The sequence below is a fragment of the Nonomuraea sp. KM90 genome (genome assembly GCF_052246675.1).
Taxonomy (GTDB): Bacteria; Actinomycetota; Actinomycetes; order Streptosporangiales; family Streptosporangiaceae; genus Nonomuraea.
Window position 1 is genome coordinate 1 of the sequence record NZ_JBQQCB010000036.1, and the last position, 16392, is coordinate 16392.

General features: G+C 72.6%; 9 protein-coding genes and 1 pseudogene. 8 read left to right on the forward strand and 2 right to left on the reverse strand.

Annotated elements, in window-relative coordinates; all coding sequences use genetic code 11:
* The 6 genes from ACTWPW_RS29925 to ACTWPW_RS29950 form a co-directional block, all read left to right on the forward strand.
* A partial coding sequence (locus tag ACTWPW_RS29925; RefSeq protein ID WP_443170590.1) for a DNA polymerase occupies positions 1-1384 on the forward strand: 1384 nt, incomplete at its 5' end.
* Positions 1385-1454: 70 nt separating this feature from the next.
* Positions 1455-2546, forward strand: coding sequence for a polysaccharide deacetylase family protein (locus ACTWPW_RS29930; RefSeq protein WP_375109332.1), 1092 nt, complete (start codon positions 1455-1457; stop codon positions 2544-2546).
* A 192-nt stretch (positions 2547-2738) separates the two neighbouring features.
* The gene (rpsA, locus tag ACTWPW_RS29935; protein ID WP_364118574.1) at positions 2739-4223 is read left to right on the forward strand and encodes a 30S ribosomal protein S1; all 1485 of its coding nucleotides are present in this window, start codon (positions 2739-2741) and stop codon (positions 4221-4223) included.
* A gap of 161 nt (positions 4224-4384) precedes the next feature.
* Positions 4385-5518, forward strand: coding sequence for an epoxide hydrolase family protein (locus tag ACTWPW_RS29940; RefSeq protein ID WP_443170591.1), 1134 nt, complete (start codon positions 4385-4387; stop codon positions 5516-5518).
* Between the two features lie 125 nt (positions 5519-5643).
* Positions 5644-7605 carry an alpha/beta hydrolase gene (locus ACTWPW_RS29945; RefSeq protein WP_443170592.1) on the forward strand — a complete coding sequence of 654 codons (1962 nt, stop codon included), beginning with the start codon at positions 5644-5646 and terminating at the stop codon, positions 7603-7605.
* A gap of 18 nt (positions 7606-7623) precedes the next feature.
* Entirely contained in the window at positions 7624-8094 is a 471-nt protein-coding gene (locus tag ACTWPW_RS29950; RefSeq protein WP_375109530.1) for a GNAT family N-acetyltransferase, read from the forward strand.
* 421 nt (positions 8095-8515) lie between these two features.
* Here the strand turns inward: ACTWPW_RS29950 and ACTWPW_RS29955 are convergent.
* A pseudogene (locus tag ACTWPW_RS29955) lies at positions 8516-8668 on the reverse strand (Clp protease N-terminal domain-containing protein); the annotation flags it as partial.
* A gap of 62 nt (positions 8669-8730) precedes the next feature.
* Between ACTWPW_RS29955 and coaE the strand changes: the two are divergent.
* Together coaE and ACTWPW_RS29965 are read left to right on the forward strand one after the other, a co-directional pair.
* Positions 8731-9333, forward strand: coding sequence for a dephospho-CoA kinase (coaE, locus tag ACTWPW_RS29960; RefSeq protein ID WP_375109335.1), 603 nt, complete (start codon positions 8731-8733; stop codon positions 9331-9333).
* Between the two features lie 63 nt (positions 9334-9396).
* Entirely contained in the window at positions 9397-10794 is a 1398-nt protein-coding gene (locus ACTWPW_RS29965) for a family 43 glycosylhydrolase (RefSeq protein ID WP_443170593.1), read from the forward strand.
* Here ACTWPW_RS29965 and ACTWPW_RS29970 read toward each other — a convergent pair.
* Positions 10791-16370 (reverse strand): TIR domain-containing protein, encoded by a 5580-nt coding sequence (locus tag ACTWPW_RS29970; RefSeq protein ID WP_443170594.1) that lies wholly within the window; start codon positions 16368-16370, stop codon positions 10791-10793. The two genes, ACTWPW_RS29965 and ACTWPW_RS29970, sit on opposite strands and share 4 nt — an antisense overlap.
* Between the last annotated feature and the right edge of the window lie 22 nt (positions 16371-16392).

The window sequence follows — 16392 nt, forward strand, 5'->3', positions numbered from 1 at the left end:
CTACCTCCACCGCGACCTGCGCGCCGAGAGGGAGCCCAACGGGCAGGCCGCCCTGTTCGACGACGACGAGGACGCCCCGGCCAAGGACCTCGCGCTGCGCGCCCACGCCGTGCGCGAGCTGGCCGAGTCCCTGGAGACCTTCCTGGCCGGGCGCGGCGGCACCCAGCTCCTGGCCGACGTGGAGCTGCCGCTGCTGTCGGTGCTGGCCGAGCTGGAGCGGGCCGGCATCGCCGTCGACAGCGAATACTTCGCGGGCCTGGAGGCCGAGTTCGGGGCGGCGGTCAAGCACGCCGTGGAGGAGGCCCACCGCGCGGTCGGCGAGCAGTTCAACCTGGGCTCGCCCAAGCAGCTGCAGGAGATCCTCTTCGTCCGGCTCAACCTGCCCAAGACGAAGAAGATCAAGACCGGCTGGAGCACCGACGCCGACCAGCTCGCCTGGCTGGCCACCCAGACCGAGCACGAGCTGCCCACGATCATGCTGCGCCACCGCGACCAGCAGAAGCTGCGCACCACCGTCGAGGGACTGATCAAGGAGATCGCCGACGACGGGCGGATCCACACCACGTTCAACCAGATCATCGCCGCCACGGGCCGGCTGTCGTCGGAGAAGCCCAACCTGCAGAACATCCCGATCCGCACCGCCGAGGGCCGCCGCATCCGGCAGGGCTTCGTGGTCGGCGAGGGCTACGAGACGCTGCTGACGGCCGACTACAGCCAGATCGAGCTGCGCATCATGGCCCACCTGTCGGGCGACGAGTCGCTGATCGAGGCGTTCGAGTCGGGCCACGACTTCCACCAGGCCACCGCCGCCCGGGTGTTCGACCTGCCGCCCGAGCAGATCGACGGCGAGCTGCGGGCCCGCATCAAGGCGATGAACTACGGCCTGGCCTACGGCCTGTCCGACTTCGGCCTGGCCGGGCAGCTCAACATCCCGGTGGCCGAGGCGCGGGCGCTGAAGGAGGAATACTTCCAGGAGTTCGGCGGCGTGCGCGACTTCCTGCACGCCATCGTCTCCCAGGCCCGCACCGACGGCTACACCGAGACGATCATGGGCCGCCGCCGCTACCTGCCCGACCTGACCAGCGACAACCGCCAGCGGCGGGAGATGGCCGAGCGGATGGCGCTCAACGCCCCGATCCAGGGCTCGGCCGCCGACATCATCAAGGTCGCCATGCTCAACGTCCGCCAGGCGCTCGGCGAGGAGGGGCTGACCTCCAGGATGCTGCTGCAGGTTCACGACGAGCTGGTGTTCGAGGTGGCGCCGGGCGAGCTGGAGCGGCTCACCCAGCTCGTGTGCGACCAGATGAACGCCGCCTACCAGCTGCGGGTGCCCCTGGAGGTCTCCGTGGGCGTGGGGCGCACCTGGGAGGACGCGGGCCACTGACACGACAGGCCGTTTCGGGGGGTTCTGCACTAGCCTGTGAACCTGGTTTCACCGAGCGGCCGGGAGTTCTGTGCGGATACCAGCGTCCCTCACGCGGATCATCGGCATCGCGAACATCGTGGTGATCACGGTCGCCATCATCGGCCTGAGCCTCTTACCCGGCCCGCCCCGGCCGCATGCCGTGCCGAAGGCCGCGGGCACGGTCGAGAGCAGCCCCGCGCCGTCCCTGGCCCCGGTCGGGCAGCCGCCCGGGGTCGTGGCCACGCCCGAGTTCGCCCGGCAGGTGCGCGCCAACGAGGCGGGGCTGGTGCCGGTGCTGATGTACCACCGCATCCTGCGCAAGCGGCTCGCCTCCCTCGACCGGACGCCGGACCAGCTCAGGAAGGAGCTGGAGAGGCTGGCCGAGCGGGGCTACGTGCCGATCACCGCCAGGGAGTTCGTCAGGGGCGAGATCAGGGTGCCGGCGGGGAAGTTCCCGGTCGTGCTGACGTTCGACGACGGGCATCCCAGCCACTTCGGGCTGGACGCGAGCGGCAACCCCCTGCCCGACACGGCCGTGGGCGTCATCCAGGAGGTGGCCTCCCGGCATCCGGGTTTCCGGCCGGTGGCCACGTTCTGGGTCAACAGGGAGCCGTTCGGGCTGCGCGACCATGAGTCCCAGGCGGTCGCCGTACGGTGGCTGGTCGATCATGGCTACGAGGTCGCCAACCACACCTGGAGCCACCCGAACCTGCGCATGCTCAAGCGCAAGCGGGTGGGGGAGCAGATCGTCCGGACCGAGCGGCTGCTGAAGAAGCTCGGCGCGCCGCCCTCCGAGACGATGGCCCTGCCGTACGGGTCGCTGCCCCGCCCGAAGAAGGCCGCCAGGACCGGCTCCTGGGACGGTACAAGGTATAATTTTTCCGGCGTGTTCCTCGCCGGAGCCGAGCCGTCTCTTTCGCCCTACGCGAAAAAGTTCGACCGGGGAGCGATCCAGCGCATCCAGAGCAACGGCAAGAAGGGCGAGTGCCGCAAGTGGTGCTCCCAATACTGGCTGGAGTGGCTGGACAAGCATCCTGGTGAGCGCTACGTCAGCGACGGCGACCCGGAGCGGATCTCCATGCCGGAGGAACTACGAGGTAATATCGTCGCCAAGCGAGGGCTCCAGGTCATCGCCTATTAACTCCTCCCCGGATTGACCCCGTGGCGAAGGTCTCATATGCTGATCGCTGCGCTGTGGGCTCGCGCGCGCCTCAGACGGAGCGGGCTCGCGCTCGGTCACGTCGATGTCGTAATTGCTCGGCTTGATGCGGAAGAGGGCCTGCCGCGCATCCGCCACATCGACATCCTGTCCGCGTTCGGAGCAATTCCACACATGACGTCCAGCACTGAGGCCACCTCGAGCACCCCGCAGGTAGCGGTCAACGACATCGGGTCCGAGGAAGCCTTCCTCGCGGCGATCGACGAGACCATCAAGTACTTCAACGACGGCGACATCGTCGAGGGCACCGTCGTCAAGGTCGATCGAGACGAGGTTCTTCTCGATATCGGCTACAAGACCGAGGGTGTCATTCCCTCGCGTGAGCTTTCGATCAAGCACGATGTCGATCCCGCTGACGTCGTGGAAGTCGGAGAGCACGTCGAAGCCCTGGTCCTCCAGAAGGAGGACAAAGAGGGCCGCCTGATCCTGTCCAAGAAGCGGGCTCAATACGAGCGCGCCTGGGGCACGATCGAGAAGATCAAGGACGAGGACGGCATCGTCACCGGCACCGTCATCGAGGTCGTCAAGGGTGGGCTCATCCTCGACATCGGCCTGCGAGGCTTCCTGCCCGCGTCCCTGGTCGAGATGCGCCGTGTCCGCGACCTGCAGCCGTACGTCGGCCGCGAGCTCGAGGCCAAGATCATTGAGCTCGACAAGAACCGCAACAACGTGGTCCTGTCGCGCCGTGCCTGGCTCGAGCAGACCCAGTCCGAGGTTCGCCAGACGTTCCTCAACACCCTCCAGAAGGGGCAGGTCCGCAAGGGCGTCGTCTCCTCGATCGTCAACTTCGGTGCGTTCGTGGATCTCGGCGGCGTCGACGGCCTGGTCCACGTGTCCGAGCTGTCCTGGAAGCACATCGATCACCCGTCCGAGGTGGTCGAGGTCGGCCAGGAGGTCACGGTCGAGGTCCTCGACGTCGACATGGAGCGCGAGCGCGTCTCCCTGTCGCTCAAGGCCACTCAGGAAGACCCGTGGCAGCAGTTCGCCCGCACCCACCAGATCGGCCAGGTCGTGCCGGGTCGCGTCACCAAGCTGGTGCCGTTCGGCGCGTTCGTCCGGGTCGAGGAGGGCATCGAGGGCCTGGTCCACATCTCCGAGCTGGCAGAGCGCCACGTGGAGATCCCGGAGCAGGTCGTCCAGGTCGGCGACGAGATCTTCGTGAAGATCATCGACATCGACCTCGACCGTCGCCGCATCAGCCTCTCGCTGAAGCAGGCCAACGAGGGCGTCGGGACCGAGGTCGAGTTCGACCCGACCCTCTACGGCATGGCGGCGACCTACGACGACCAGGGCAACTACATCTACCCCGAGGGCTTCGACCCGGAGACCGGGGAGTGGCTCGAGGGCTTCGACAGGCAGCGTGAGGAGTGGGAGCGGCAGTACGCCGAGGCCCAGACTCGTTTCGAGGCCCACAAGAAGCAGATCGAGGAGGCCCGCAAGGCCGAGGCGGAGGCCGGCGAGGCCGCTCCTTCGTCCTACAGCGGCGAGACGCAGGCCCCGCAGGGCGGCTCCTCGTCGTCGGCTCCGGCCAGTGGTGCGCTCGCCTCGGACGAGGCGCTCGCGGCTCTGCGCGAGAAGCTGGCGGGTGGACAGAGCTGAGCTCGGCTCTGACCGCCTAGGGCCCCTCCGGGTGGCCTGAGGCTTCGAAAGGCCCCGCACGGGTGACCGTGCGGGGCCTTTTCGGCATCCTGGCCACACTTGATCGTGGCGGCCGGCCAATGCGGAACGATCCTTGCCGCAATGCCGCCTAAATTCGCGGCATGGAAGAGATCAAGCCTTTTCACATCGACATCCCCCAGGCCGACCTCGACGACCTGAGGGACCGGCTGCGGCGCACCAGGTGGGCCGCGCAGCTGTCCGGCGGGTGGAGCCGGGGCGTGCCCGTGGCCTACCTGCGCGAGCTCGCCGGCTATTGGGCCGACGGGTTCGACTGGCGGGCCCAGGAGGCCAGGCTCAACGCGTTCCCGCAGTTCACCACGCGCATCGACGGGCAGACGATCCACTTCCTGCACGTACGCTCGCCCGAGCCCGGCGCGCTGCCCCTGATCATGACGCACAGCTGGCCGAACACCGTCGCCGAGTTCCTCGACGTCATCGGGCCGCTCACCGACCCGCGCCGCCACGGGCTCGACCCTGACGTCGCCTTCCACGTCGTGGCCCCCTCGCTGCCCGGGTTCGCCTTCTCGCCGTTCCCCGAACCCGCCGACGAGCGGCCGTGGAGCATCGAGCGGGTGGCACGTACGTGGGCGGAGCTGATGGCCGGGCTCGGGTACGACCGGTACGGCGCGCACGGCAACGACGCCGGGGCCATGGTCACCCCCCAGCTCGCCGCCCTGGACCCCGAGCACGTCGCCGGCGCGGTCATCACGGCCGGGCTCGGCATCCCGATGGGGGCGCCGGGGGAGCTGGACGGGGCCACGGAGGAGGAGCTGGCCCAGCTGGGGCTGATGGCGGAGCGGATGGCCGGCGGCAGCGGGTACGGGGCCTACCTGGCCGCCAGGCCGCAGACGCTGGGTCATGGGTTCGTGGACTCGCCGGTGGCGCAGCTGTCCTACCTCGTGGAGAGGTTCAAGGAGTTCGACGGGTGGGGATCGGGGGACGAGCCCGTGGACCGGGACCTGGTGCTCACCAACGCCGGCCTCTACTGGCTGACGGGGACCGGGGCGTCGTCGTCGTGGCCGTACTACGAAGGGGCGGCGGGCCTGCCCATCGACCAGAGCGTGGTGCCGACCGGGGTGACCCACGGCGGGCCGGCCGTGATGCGGCGGATCGCCGAGCGCGGGAACGACCTTGTCTATTGGGGAGAGGCGGACAGTCCCAGCCACATGGTGGCCATGGCGGCGCCCGGTCCGCTGGTGGAGGGTATACGGGCCTTTTTCCGGATACTTCGCTGAGCGGGTCACAGATTTTACGCAGGAGCTTTTGCAAGGCTCTGACCTGCGGGGTTGGGCGCTGAGACACTGCCTGTGCTGTTGGTCGTCGCGACTTGTCAGGGGTTGCAGTGGGCATGGTTCAGCGGATGATCCAGGGCACGGCCGCGCTGACGGCCGCCGTGACCGCCACCACCGTCCCACCCCCACCCGCCACCTACGCCGCCGCCACCCCGCGAGCGGTGAACGCCGCCACGAGCGCCGCCTGGGCCGCACTGTCCCCGCACGCGGTCGCCTCCGGCGCGGCGGTGGCCGCTCCGGGGGTGGCCAGGCGCGACACGGAGTCCGGCGGTCCCGGCTCCTTGGTGTCCGGTGGTCCCGGTGGTACGGCGCCCGGGGGCCGCGGTTCCTTGGTGCCCGGTGGCCCCGGCGGGACGGCGCCCGGTGGCCCCGGCGGGACGGCGCCCGGTGGCCCCGGCGGGACGGTGTCCGGTGGCCCCGGCGGGACGGTGTCCGGTGGTTCCGGTGGGACGGGGTCCGGGTGGACGGAGCCCGGTGGGCTCGGCCCGGTGGGGACCGGCGGGTCCGACCCGCTGCTGTCCGGTGGTCACGGCCGATCCGCACCTGGCGGTCCCGGCTCGGAGGCGCCCAGTGGGTCCGGGCGGCTGGCGGGCGGTGCCGGGGCGGCCGGGGCCGGGGCCGAGGGCGGGGTCGCCGGGAAGGCGCGGCGGCAGGTGGCGTGGTGGGACTGCGGCGACGGGTTGCGGTGCGGCAAGCTGTCCGTGCCCGTCGACTGGGCCAGGCCGCGCGGCTCCCGTACCGAGATCGACCTGGCCTGGCTGCCCGCCCAGGACCCCGCCCGCAACCTCGGCGCGCTGGTCGTGAACACCGGCGACGAGTCCGCCGTCCAGGCCGTGCGCGCCCGGCCCGACACCGTGAGCGAGCTGGCCAGGTGGTTCGACGTGGTGCTGGTCGAGCCGCGCGGCATCGGCGACCGGGGGAGCACCTCCATGGTGCGCTGCTCCGTCCCGCCCCCCGACCCCCGGCGGCTCCAGATCACCCCCGGCCCGGCCGCCTGGCGCGCCTACGCCCGCGACAACGCCGCCTACGACCGCAGCTGCCGCATCGCCGCCGGCCCCGCGTACGCGGGCCTCACCTCCTGGCAGGTGGCCCACGACCTCGACGCCCTGCGCGCCGCGCTCGGCCAGTCGCGGCTGCGCTACTTCGGCAACGCCTACGGGGCGGTGTACGGGCAGGCGTACCTGGAGCTGTTCCCGCGCCGCGTCGAGCGGATGTACCTGGAAGGCGTGCCCGACCACACCGAGCCCGGCCTGGGACGGCGGCTGATCGCCCGCGCCCGCGCGGCCGAGCGGCAGCTCACCGCCTTCCGCGACTGGTGCGCGACCCGCATGGGCTGCCCCCTCGATGACGACGACGCCGTGTCGGTGCTCGACGACCTGCTGGAGCGTGCGCCCCTGCCCGCCGGCCCCGGGCGCTCGCTGGACGCCCGGCTGATCACGGCCGCCGTGCTGGCCGGGCTCGCCCCGCAGCGCTGGCCGGAGCTGGCCAGTGCCATGTCGGCGGCCGAGGAGGGCGACGCGAGCGCGCTGGCGCGGATGGCGGCCGTGGCGCAGCCGGTGGGGCCCGGCACGGTGGCGCGGTCGATGGCGTGCCACGACTTCATGCCCGCCGCCCCCGGCTACCGGCGGTTCCTGGCGATGGAGTCGCGGCTGCGCGAGCTGGCGCCGCGCGTGGGCTGGCTGACCGGCCGGTACGAGGTGGCCCGCTGCGTGGGGCTGCGCGGCCGCCCGAGCTGGCCGCCCCGGCCGTACCGCCCGGCCCGCGTGGGCAAGGGAGCGTCCGTGCTGGTCGGCATCGGCCGGCTGGACACCGACAACCCCGCTTCAGGCGCCGCCCGCGTGGCCGCGCGGATCCCCGGGGCGGCGGTGCTCTGGCACGGCGACGGGCACGGCGCGTACCTGCTGCAGGGCGTGAGCAAGCTGCGCGCCACCTGCCTGCGCACCCGCGTGCACGACTACCTCGTCAACGGCGTGCTGCCCAGGCCGCGCACCGTGTGTCCCGGCGAGCTCACGGCGGGCGTGGGGTCCTGAGATAGGGTGCTGCCCGTGCTGATCGAACGGGCGGTGCCGTCGGATGCCGGCGAGATCCTGACCCTGCAGCGGGCGGCGTACGTCAGCGAGGCCCAGCTCTACGGCGACCCCTACATCCCGCCGCTCGTCGAGTCGCTGGAGCAGGTCCGCAAGGTCGTCGAGGGCGCGCTCGTGCTCAAGGCGATCGACGCCGGCCGGATCGTCGGCGCGGTGCGCGGCCGGCTGTCCGGCACCACCTGCCTGGTGGGCCGCCTCGTCGTCGCGCCCGACCGGCAGGGGCAGGGGGTGGGCACGGCCCTGCTGCGCGCCCTGCACGAGCAGGTGCCGGAGGCGACGGCGTTCGACCTGTTCACCGGTCATCTGTCGGAGGGGAACCTGCGGCTCTACCGCCGTCTGGGCTACCGGGAGACGAGCCGCGAGCGGATGGACGATCATTTGACGATGGTCTACCTGCGAAGGACGCCAGATCGATCCCGTCCTCCGCGATGATCACGGCGCGGCCCATGTCGTCGTCCACCCAGTTCCACCCCCACCGCCACTCCGAGCCCGGCGGATGCGCGGCGTTCAGCCGGTCGAGCGCGGCCCGCAGGGCGGAGGCGGGCACCACGACCTGGTGCCGGCCCCGCCACGGCACGTGCTGGGGCGCCTCGATCGGCGGCACCGGGACACCGTGCCCGCGCAGCGCCGCCAGCACCTCGCCTGGGTCCACCCCGAACAGGTGCAGCGGCGTCGGCCCCCGGTCCGCCTCGGTGTGGTGGGCCAGGGCGGCCAGCCACAGCTCCGGTGTCGGGGTGCGCAGCCCGGCGGCCAGGGCCAGGCCCGTCGCGATGCCGTGCAGCTCGTGGAAGCTCGGATTGGCGAAGCCGCCGGCCCGGTGCGGCGGCCCGGCGTGGTGGGGCAGGCGCTCCGCCGCGCGCTCGCGGTCGAGCCCGGCCTGCGCCAGCACCCGCGCGGCGAGGGAGTCGCCGGCCAGCAGGGCGAGCACCACGTGCGGCGGCCCCACCCAGTCGTCCCCGGCGGCCGCCGCCTGCTCGTGCGCGGCCCGGAAGATGCTAGAGACCATGCCTACGATGATGAGCCCAAGATGATGAACCCGCGCGGCCCGATGGTGGATAGGCTTTCCGCGTGTTGAAGATTGGGCTCACGGGCGGGATCGGCTCGGGCAAGAGTGAGGTGTCCAAGCGGCTGTCGGCCAGGGGCGCGATGGTGATCGACGCCGACAAGATCGCCCGCGAGGTGGTCGAGCCCGGCACGCCCGGCCTGGCCCGGGTGGTGGCCACGTTCGGCGACGACGTGCTCCGCCCCGACGGCTCGCTCAACCGGGAGAAGCTCGGTTCGCTGGTCTTCGCCGACTCCGAGAAGCTGGCGGCGCTCAACGCGATCGTCCATCCGCTCGTGGGGGAGCGGGTGGCGCAGCTGCAGCGGCAGGCGGCCGACGACACGATCATGGTGTACGACGTGCCGCTGCTGGTGGAGAACAAACTGGCCCCGATGTACGACGTGGTCATCGTCGTGGACACGGCCGACGAGGTGCGCATCAGCCGGCTGGCCGAGCACCGGGGCATGCCCGAGGCCGACGCCAAGGCCCGCATCGCCGCCCAGGCGAGCCGCGAGGACCGGCTGGCCGCCGCCGACATCGTGATCCCCAACGAGGGCTCGCTGGACGAGCTGGACGCCCGGGTGGCGGAGGTCTGGGACGAGTTGCTGAGGCGCGCCGCCCGCGGTTGACGGCATGACCCCCTTCCATGACGATCGGAAAGATCGCCCGACAGGTTCGTGGAAGGACCGCAGATGCCGCGCTTATCGCCCTGGCGAGCCGCCGTCACCGCCGTAGCCGTCGCCCTGAGCGTGATCGTCCCGGTGGCCCCGGCCGGGGCGGCGACGCAGTCGTTCCGCAACCCGGTCAACCCGGCCGCCGACCCCAGCCTGATGTTCCACAACGGCAACTACTACGTGGCCACCACGCGCGGCGATCGCATCGGCATCTGGCGCTCGCCCAGCCTGGCCACCCTGCTCGCCGCGCCGGAGCAGGTGGTCTGGCGCGACAGCGACGCCAGCCGCAACACCCAGATGTGGGCGCCCGCCTTCCGCCACGTCGGAGCCCGCTGGTACATCTACTACACCGCCTCCGACGGCGTGGACGCCAACCACCGCATGTACGTCCTGGAGTCGGCCGGCGACGACCCGATGGGCCCGTACACGTTCAAGGCCAAGATCGCCGACTTCGGCGAGTACGCCATCGACGGCGAGCCCATCACCCACAACGGACAGCAGTACTTCGTCTGGGCCGGTCCCGGGCGCGGCATGGGCGGCCCGGCGCAGCTGTACATCGCCCGGATGAGCAACCCGTGGACGGTCACCGGCGGCCGGGTCGCGATCCCCGCCGGCGGCGGCTGCACCGAGGTGCGCGAGGGCCCGACCCCGCTCTACCGCAACGGCAGGACGTTCCTGACCTACTCCACCTGCGACACCGGCAAGCCCGACTACCAGCTGTGGATGAAGAGCATCGCGAACGGCGCCGACCCGATGGTGGCCGCCAGCTGGACGCAGCACGCCGGGCCGGTGTTCGCGCGCAACGACGCGACCGGCGTGTGGGGCCCGGGGCACCACTCGTTCTTCCGCTCGCCGGACGGCACCGAGGACTGGATCGCCTACCACGGCAAGAACACCAGCACCTACACCTACAACTTCCGCACCACGCGGGTGCAGAAGTTCACCTGGAACGCCGACGGCACCCCGAACTTCGGCCGCCCCCTCGCCGCCGGCGCCACGCAGCAGCTCCCGTCCGGCGACCCGGGCGCCGCCACGTCGGTGATCAACGACTTCGACCCGCAGGTCGCGTACGCGGGCACCTGGCAGTCCGGCTCGGGCTGCGGCAACCAGTGCTTCTGGAGCAACGACCACTGGAGCGGCCAGGCCGGCGCGACGGCGACGGTCCGCTTCACCGGCACGCGGGTGGCCCTGCTGAGCGTGCGCGACCGGGGCAACGGCATCGCCGCCATCTCCGTCGACGGCGGCCCCGAGCAGCGCGTCGACTACTACAGCGACATCCGGGTCGGCGAGCAGCTCAACTACCTGAGCCCCGTCCTGGCGCCCGGCGAGCACACGCTGCGGGTGCGCGTGACCGGCGAGCGCAACCCCGCCTCGGGCAGCACGGTGATCAGCATGGACCGGATCGAGGTGTACTAGAAGGGCGAGTCGAGCGGCAACTGGCGCACCCCCGGCAGGTACGCGTCGAGCTCGCCCAGCTCGAACCGTGACATCCCGACGACGTGCCAGAACTGCCCGCCGGGGTCGCCCTGGACCTTGTACCGGCCGTCGGGCGCCAGGGCGGCCCACCCCTCGGCCAGCCCGAGCAGGGTCGCCCGCCGCTCGCCGCCCGCCCAGAGGATCACCACGCCGTCGTCGCCGGCGCTGGCCAGCAGGTCCTGCGCCGGGCTGAAGGCGACCGACCACACCCGGCGGGCGTGCCCGGCCAGCGTGTGCCGCAGGTGGCCGGTCGCGGTGTCCCACACGCGGACGAGGAGGTCGTCGCCCCCGGTGGCCAGGCTGTCGCCGGAGGCGCTGAACGCCACGCTCCACAGCCGCCCGTCGTGCCGGTCGAGCGTGTGCGCGAGCCGGGGCTGCCAGGGCTGGCCGGGGCGCAGCTCCCACACCAGGGCCTTGCCGTCGTTGCCGGCGCTGGCCAGGTGGCGGCCGTCGGGGGAGAAGGCTACGGAGTAGACCCGGTCGGTGTGCCCTTCGAGGGTGGCCACCCGGCCGCCGGAGTCGACGTGCCACAGGCGTACGAGCTTGTCGTCGCAGCCGGTGGCCACGTAGGAGCCGTCGGGGCTGAACGCGATCGAGCGCACCCGCCCGCGGTGGTCCATCAGGTTGACCGCCAGCCGCCCGGTCGGGCGGTACCAGATCCGCACGCTGTCGTCGTCGTTGGCCGTGGCCAGCATGTTGCCGTCGGGGCTGAACGCCTCGGCCCACACGTGGTCGGTCTCGGCGTGCAGCTCGCGCTCGTAGTCGCCGGTGACGGCGTTCCAGAAGTGCACGCCGCCGTCGTTGCTGGAGGTGGCCAGCGTGGGCCCGGCGGGGGAGAAGGAGGCCGAGATCAGCCGGTCGGCCGTGCCGCTGAACTCGCGCAGCCGCCGCCCCGTGCGCGGCTCCCACACGCGTACGATGCCGTCGTTGCCGCTGGTCGCCAGCATCGTGCCGTCGGCGCTGAACCTGACGGAGGAGATGCGGCGCCCGTGGCCGCGCAGCACCCGCTGGCTCTGGCCCGTCACCGGGTCCCACAGCCGCACGGTGCCGTCGTTGCTGCTGGTGGCCAGCTGCTGCCCGTCGGGGCTGAACGCGAAGGGCCAGACCGAGCTGCGGTGCCCGGTCAGCTCGATCCGCTGGCCGCCGCCGAGCCGCTGCAGGCGTACGACGCCGTTGGAGTCGCCGCTGGCCAGGGTCTGCCCGTCGGGACTGAAGGTGACCTGGTAGACGGCCGCCGCGTGGGTGGTGTGCACGCCGCGGGCCTCGCCGGAGGGGTCCCACACGCGGACGCTGCCCGCCGTGTCGCCGGTGGCCAGCAGCGTGCCGTCGGGGGAGAACGTCACGCAGTAGACGCTGCCCAGGTGGCCGGTCAGCTCGTGCAGGAGCGTCCACGTGGCGGTGTCCCAGAGCCGGACGGTGCCCGCCTCGTCGCCGGTGGCCAGCAGGCGGCCGTCGGGGCTGTGCACGGCGCGGTAGACGCTGCCGCGGTGCTCCCCGAGCGTCTCCTTCACCTGGCCGGAGCCGAGGTCCCAGACGCGCACGACGCCCGCGGAGTCGCCGGTCACCAGCGCCGAGCGGCCGAACGAGGCGGTGAAGACGGGCGCCCGGTGGCCGCTCAGCTCGTGCTTCAGCCGCCCGGTGGCCGTCTCCCACACGCGTACGACGCCGTCCCCGCCGCCCGCGGCCACCAGCTCGCCCGAGGCGTCGAGGCGCACCGGCCACACGCCGTCGGGGTGGCCGGCCAGCCGGCGCAGCGGCTCGCCGGTCAGCGCGTCCCACAGCCGCACGGCGCCGTCGCTCGCGCCCGTGGCCAGCAGCCCGCCCGCGAACGTGACCGCGTAGACGCGGCCCCGGTGCCCCTGCAACGTGCGCACGGGCGCGCCGCCGACGCACAGCAGCACGCCGCCGTCCTCGTTGCCGATCGCGATCGTGGCGCCGTCGGGGCTGTAGGCGATCGGCTCGGGCAGGCGGCTGGTCTGGAAGTGGTAGCCGTACGGGACGCCGATGCCGGCCGGCGCGAACTCCACCTCGACCGGCTGCCCCGGCACCACGGCCGCGCCCGGCAGGTGCGGCAGCGTGCCGGTCACGTTGATCAGCGAGGCCCGGTGCCAGCGGGCGCCGTCGAGCGCCGCGTCGCTCAGGTCGACCTGGGCCAGCCGCGCCCCCGACAGGTCGGCGCCGCGCAGGTCGGCCCCGGTGAGCTGGGCGCCGTCGAGCCGCGCGCCCACCAGCCGGGCATCGCGCAGGGTCGCCCTGGACAGGTTGGTGCCCGCCAGCGTCGCCTCGGACAGGTCGGCGCCGGTGAGGTCGACCTCCCGCAGGTCCCTGGCCGACAGGTCCTCGCCCTTCAGGTTGGCCCCGCGCAGGTCGGCGCGGGCCGGCGTGCGCAGCCGGGCGGAGATCTTGACCGCGTTCGCCCTGGACACGTCGTCGCCCGGCGGGTCGGCCACCCAGGCCCGCAGCGCCCGCACGTCGGCCAGGTCGCACAGGAACTCCACGGTCAGCGCCGACAGCGGCCGGCGCGACAGCAGGAGCGGGTTGTCCAGGGTCGTGGCGATGTGCCGGGCGATCAGCCATTCCATCACCGAGGCGTGGATGAAGCCGAACATGCCCTCCTCGGTGCGCACCAGCAGGCTGCCCGAGCCCATCCGGAACGCGGCGTGCGCGGCCGAGAGCTGCCCGTCGGCCAGGTCGGTCAGCGTCTCGCCGATCTCGGTCAGCTCGTCCAGGCCCAGCAGCGCCTCCCCGGAGTCCCACAGGCGCACCGCCAGCGCGGTCACCGCCTGCCACAGCTCGTCGGTGGTCAGCCCGGCCGGCGAGCCGGGGATCCTGGCCCGCCGCTCCTCGAAGGCCAGCCACGAGCTGAGGATCTCCTCGTACAGCAGGGCCGGGCTGATCGTGTGGCGGGCCTCGGCCACCGTGCGCAGGCGGTCGGCGTCGAGGTCGGCGATGAAGCTGAGCATGCGCGGGTTCTGCGCCAGCGCGAGCAGGTCCTCGATCTCCCCCATCAGCGACATGCGGGCGGTGGCCTCGTCACCGCCGGCGAACCTGTTGGCCAGGTAGGAGCGGATCTGGTCGGGCGTGAAGTCCTCGACGCTGAGCACCCGGCGCTGCGGCAGCACCCCCACCATCTCGCCGAGCGAGGTCAGCACCTGGCTGTGGGACTTGAAGTGCTGCGTGCGGCTGGCCACCACGATCTTCGCCTTGTCGTCGGCCGCGGCCAGCAGCGTGGCCAGGTGGTCGGCCGCCCGGTCGTAGGTCAGCCGGGTCACCAGCTCGTCGAACCCGTCGAACAGCAGCACGATCCGCCCTTGCCGCAGCAGGTAGCGGAACGCCTTGAGGTCGATGAACTCCTCGCCGTGGCCGGCCAGGTGGGCCGCCACCAGCGCGTCCACCGAGTGCGCCTTGTCCAGGGCGCGCAGCTCGATGAGGATCGGCGTCAGGTGCGGCAGCTCGACGGGGATGCGGCGGGCCAGCTCGCGCAGCGCGAACGTCTTGCCGTGGCCGAAGTCGCCCAGCAGGAGCAGGAAACGGCCGTGGTCGGCGGCCAGCAGGCGCATCAGCTCGTCGGTCAGGCCCTGCTTGACCTGGCTGCCGGGGCGGTCTAGCTCGCGGTAGCGCTGCGGCACGTACAGGTCGGGCGGGTAGCGCCGGTCGGTCGTCAGCCGGGCGGTCTGCTCGGCGACGTAGCCGCTCAGGTCGAGCAGCCCCTGGAACTCGGTGAAGCTGCGCAGCCGCACGCCCTTGCGCATCAGGTCGTCGCGGATCGCGCGGGACGCGGGCGGCCCCTGGTAGACCAGCTCGGCGGCCAGGCCCACGGCGTGCGCCCGCCGGACGAACTCCGCCGCGGCCGCCTCGTCCGGCTCGCCCACGTGCGCGCCGATCATCGTCTGCCGGACGAACCCGTCCTCGGGGTGGGTGACCACCAGGTGCGTGTCGAACCTGCGGATCCTGGCCCGCTCGTGCCGGGCCTCGCAGACCTCGGTGATGCGGTCGAGCAGCAGCTCGTATGGGCTCGGCTCGCGCTCCTCGGGCTTCGGCGCGGGTGAGGGGACGGCCGGGGCCTCGCCGGTGAACGTGGCCTGCGCGGCCCGCCACCGGGCGCGGACCGGCTCGGGCCGGCCGGCGGGCTGCGTGTCCGGCAGCCAGGTGCGCAGCCCGCCGGGGCCGATCTCGACGACCTGGTGCCGCCCCGAGCGCGGCGCGGCGATGCGGCCCTCGGCCGCCGGCCCGGAACCGCCGTGGAAGAGCAGGTTGAGCCGGTGGCCCAGCAGCCGGTCGAACGTCGGTGCGTCCCTCAGCTCGTCCGGCGGGTGCCCGATCGCGCCCAGGCGCAGCCACGCGCTCTCCTCGTACGGCCGCAGCCGCTCGGCGAACCAGGCCGCCTGCGCCTCCCCGAGCTGCGCGTACGCGTCGCGCTCCAGATGGCTCATCGCCATCGTCGAGTTGAGCCCCGCCACGACCACCTTCAGATCGGGCACCTCGAACAGCGTCCACGGCTGCCCGCCGTCGAACACCCGGTCGTCCAGCCCCTGGTAGACCTCCCCGAACAGCTTCGCGAAGTGGCGCCACTTGGGCCAGTAGGGGGGCTGCGGGCTCACGTCGTCGGCCTCGCAGGTCATGAAGTAGGCGCTGGCGGCGGCCTTGGTGACGTCGCGCGGCCCGGGCAGCAGGATCAGCCGGTGCGGCTCCAGCCCGAGCAGCAGCCTCAGGTCGGTCACGAACCGCGTGGCCTGCCCGAACTGCCCCAGGCTGCCGGACTCGGTCAGGTCGCCGCTGACGACCATGAGGTCGGGGCGGGGCATGCCGCGGTCGTACATGGCGGTCAGGTCGGCCCAGATGCGGGCCTGCATGTCCTCCGGCGTGAAGGGCTCGCCGGGGTCGGGCAGCGCCCTGCCGAACCGGGGGCCGCCGATGTGCAGCACGCTGATCGACTCGCGTCCCCTGCTCTCGCCGGCCGACGGCGGGAACTTCGGCGCCGTGACCGGCGCGCGCCGGGCCCTGGCCCGCTCGGCGGGCGGCGGCAGCGTCGGGACGGGCGCCGGCACGGTGGAGCCGTCGGGGAAGGCGGGCGCGGCGTCGGGCTTGGCGCGGCCCGCCATCGCCTCCCTGACCCGTCCGAGCAGCAGCGCCCTGGCCTGCCCCGGGTCGGAGACGCCCAGCAGGTCGACCCAGGTGATCGTGGACAGCAGGCCCTCGACCTGGACGTCCTCCAGCCGGATCGTGACGAGCTTGTTGGAGGGGTTGTCGGGGTCGGCCCGCAGCGCCGCCTGCCACTCCATCCGGCCGTAGCGGGAGCCCAGGTAGTTGCGCGAGAGCACGGCCACGACGAGCTGGGCCTCGCTGACGCCGCGATCCATGAAGTCGATGAAGTTCGTGCCGGGCACGAAGTCCCAGGCCTGGATCATGGTCTTGTAGCCCGCCGCCTCGAGCTCCCAGGCGATCCACGTCGCCCAGGCCGTGTCGGCCGGGGAGTAGCTGACGAAGATCTCGGTCGGCCTGCCGTCGCGCGCCATCTGCCCAGTATCCCCTGCGGGA

Excerpts from the sequence above, each read along its gene's own strand:
- ACTWPW_RS29940 (WP_443170591.1), top strand. The coding sequence starts at position 4,385 with ATGGAAGAGATCAAGCCTTTTCACATCGACATCCCCCAGGCCGACCTC.
- ACTWPW_RS29945 (WP_443170592.1), top strand. The coding sequence starts at position 5,644 with ATGATCCAGGGCACGGCCGCGCTGACGGCCGCCGTGACCGCCACCACC.
- rpsA (WP_364118574.1), top strand. The coding sequence starts at position 2,739 with ATGACGTCCAGCACTGAGGCCACCTCGAGCACCCCGCAGGTAGCGGTC.
- ACTWPW_RS29965 (WP_443170593.1), top strand. The coding sequence starts at position 9,397 with ATGCCGCGCTTATCGCCCTGGCGAGCCGCCGTCACCGCCGTAGCCGTC.
- ACTWPW_RS29970 (WP_443170594.1), bottom strand. The coding sequence starts at position 16,370 with ATGGCGCGCGACGGCAGGCCGACCGAGATCTTCGTCAGCTACTCCCCG.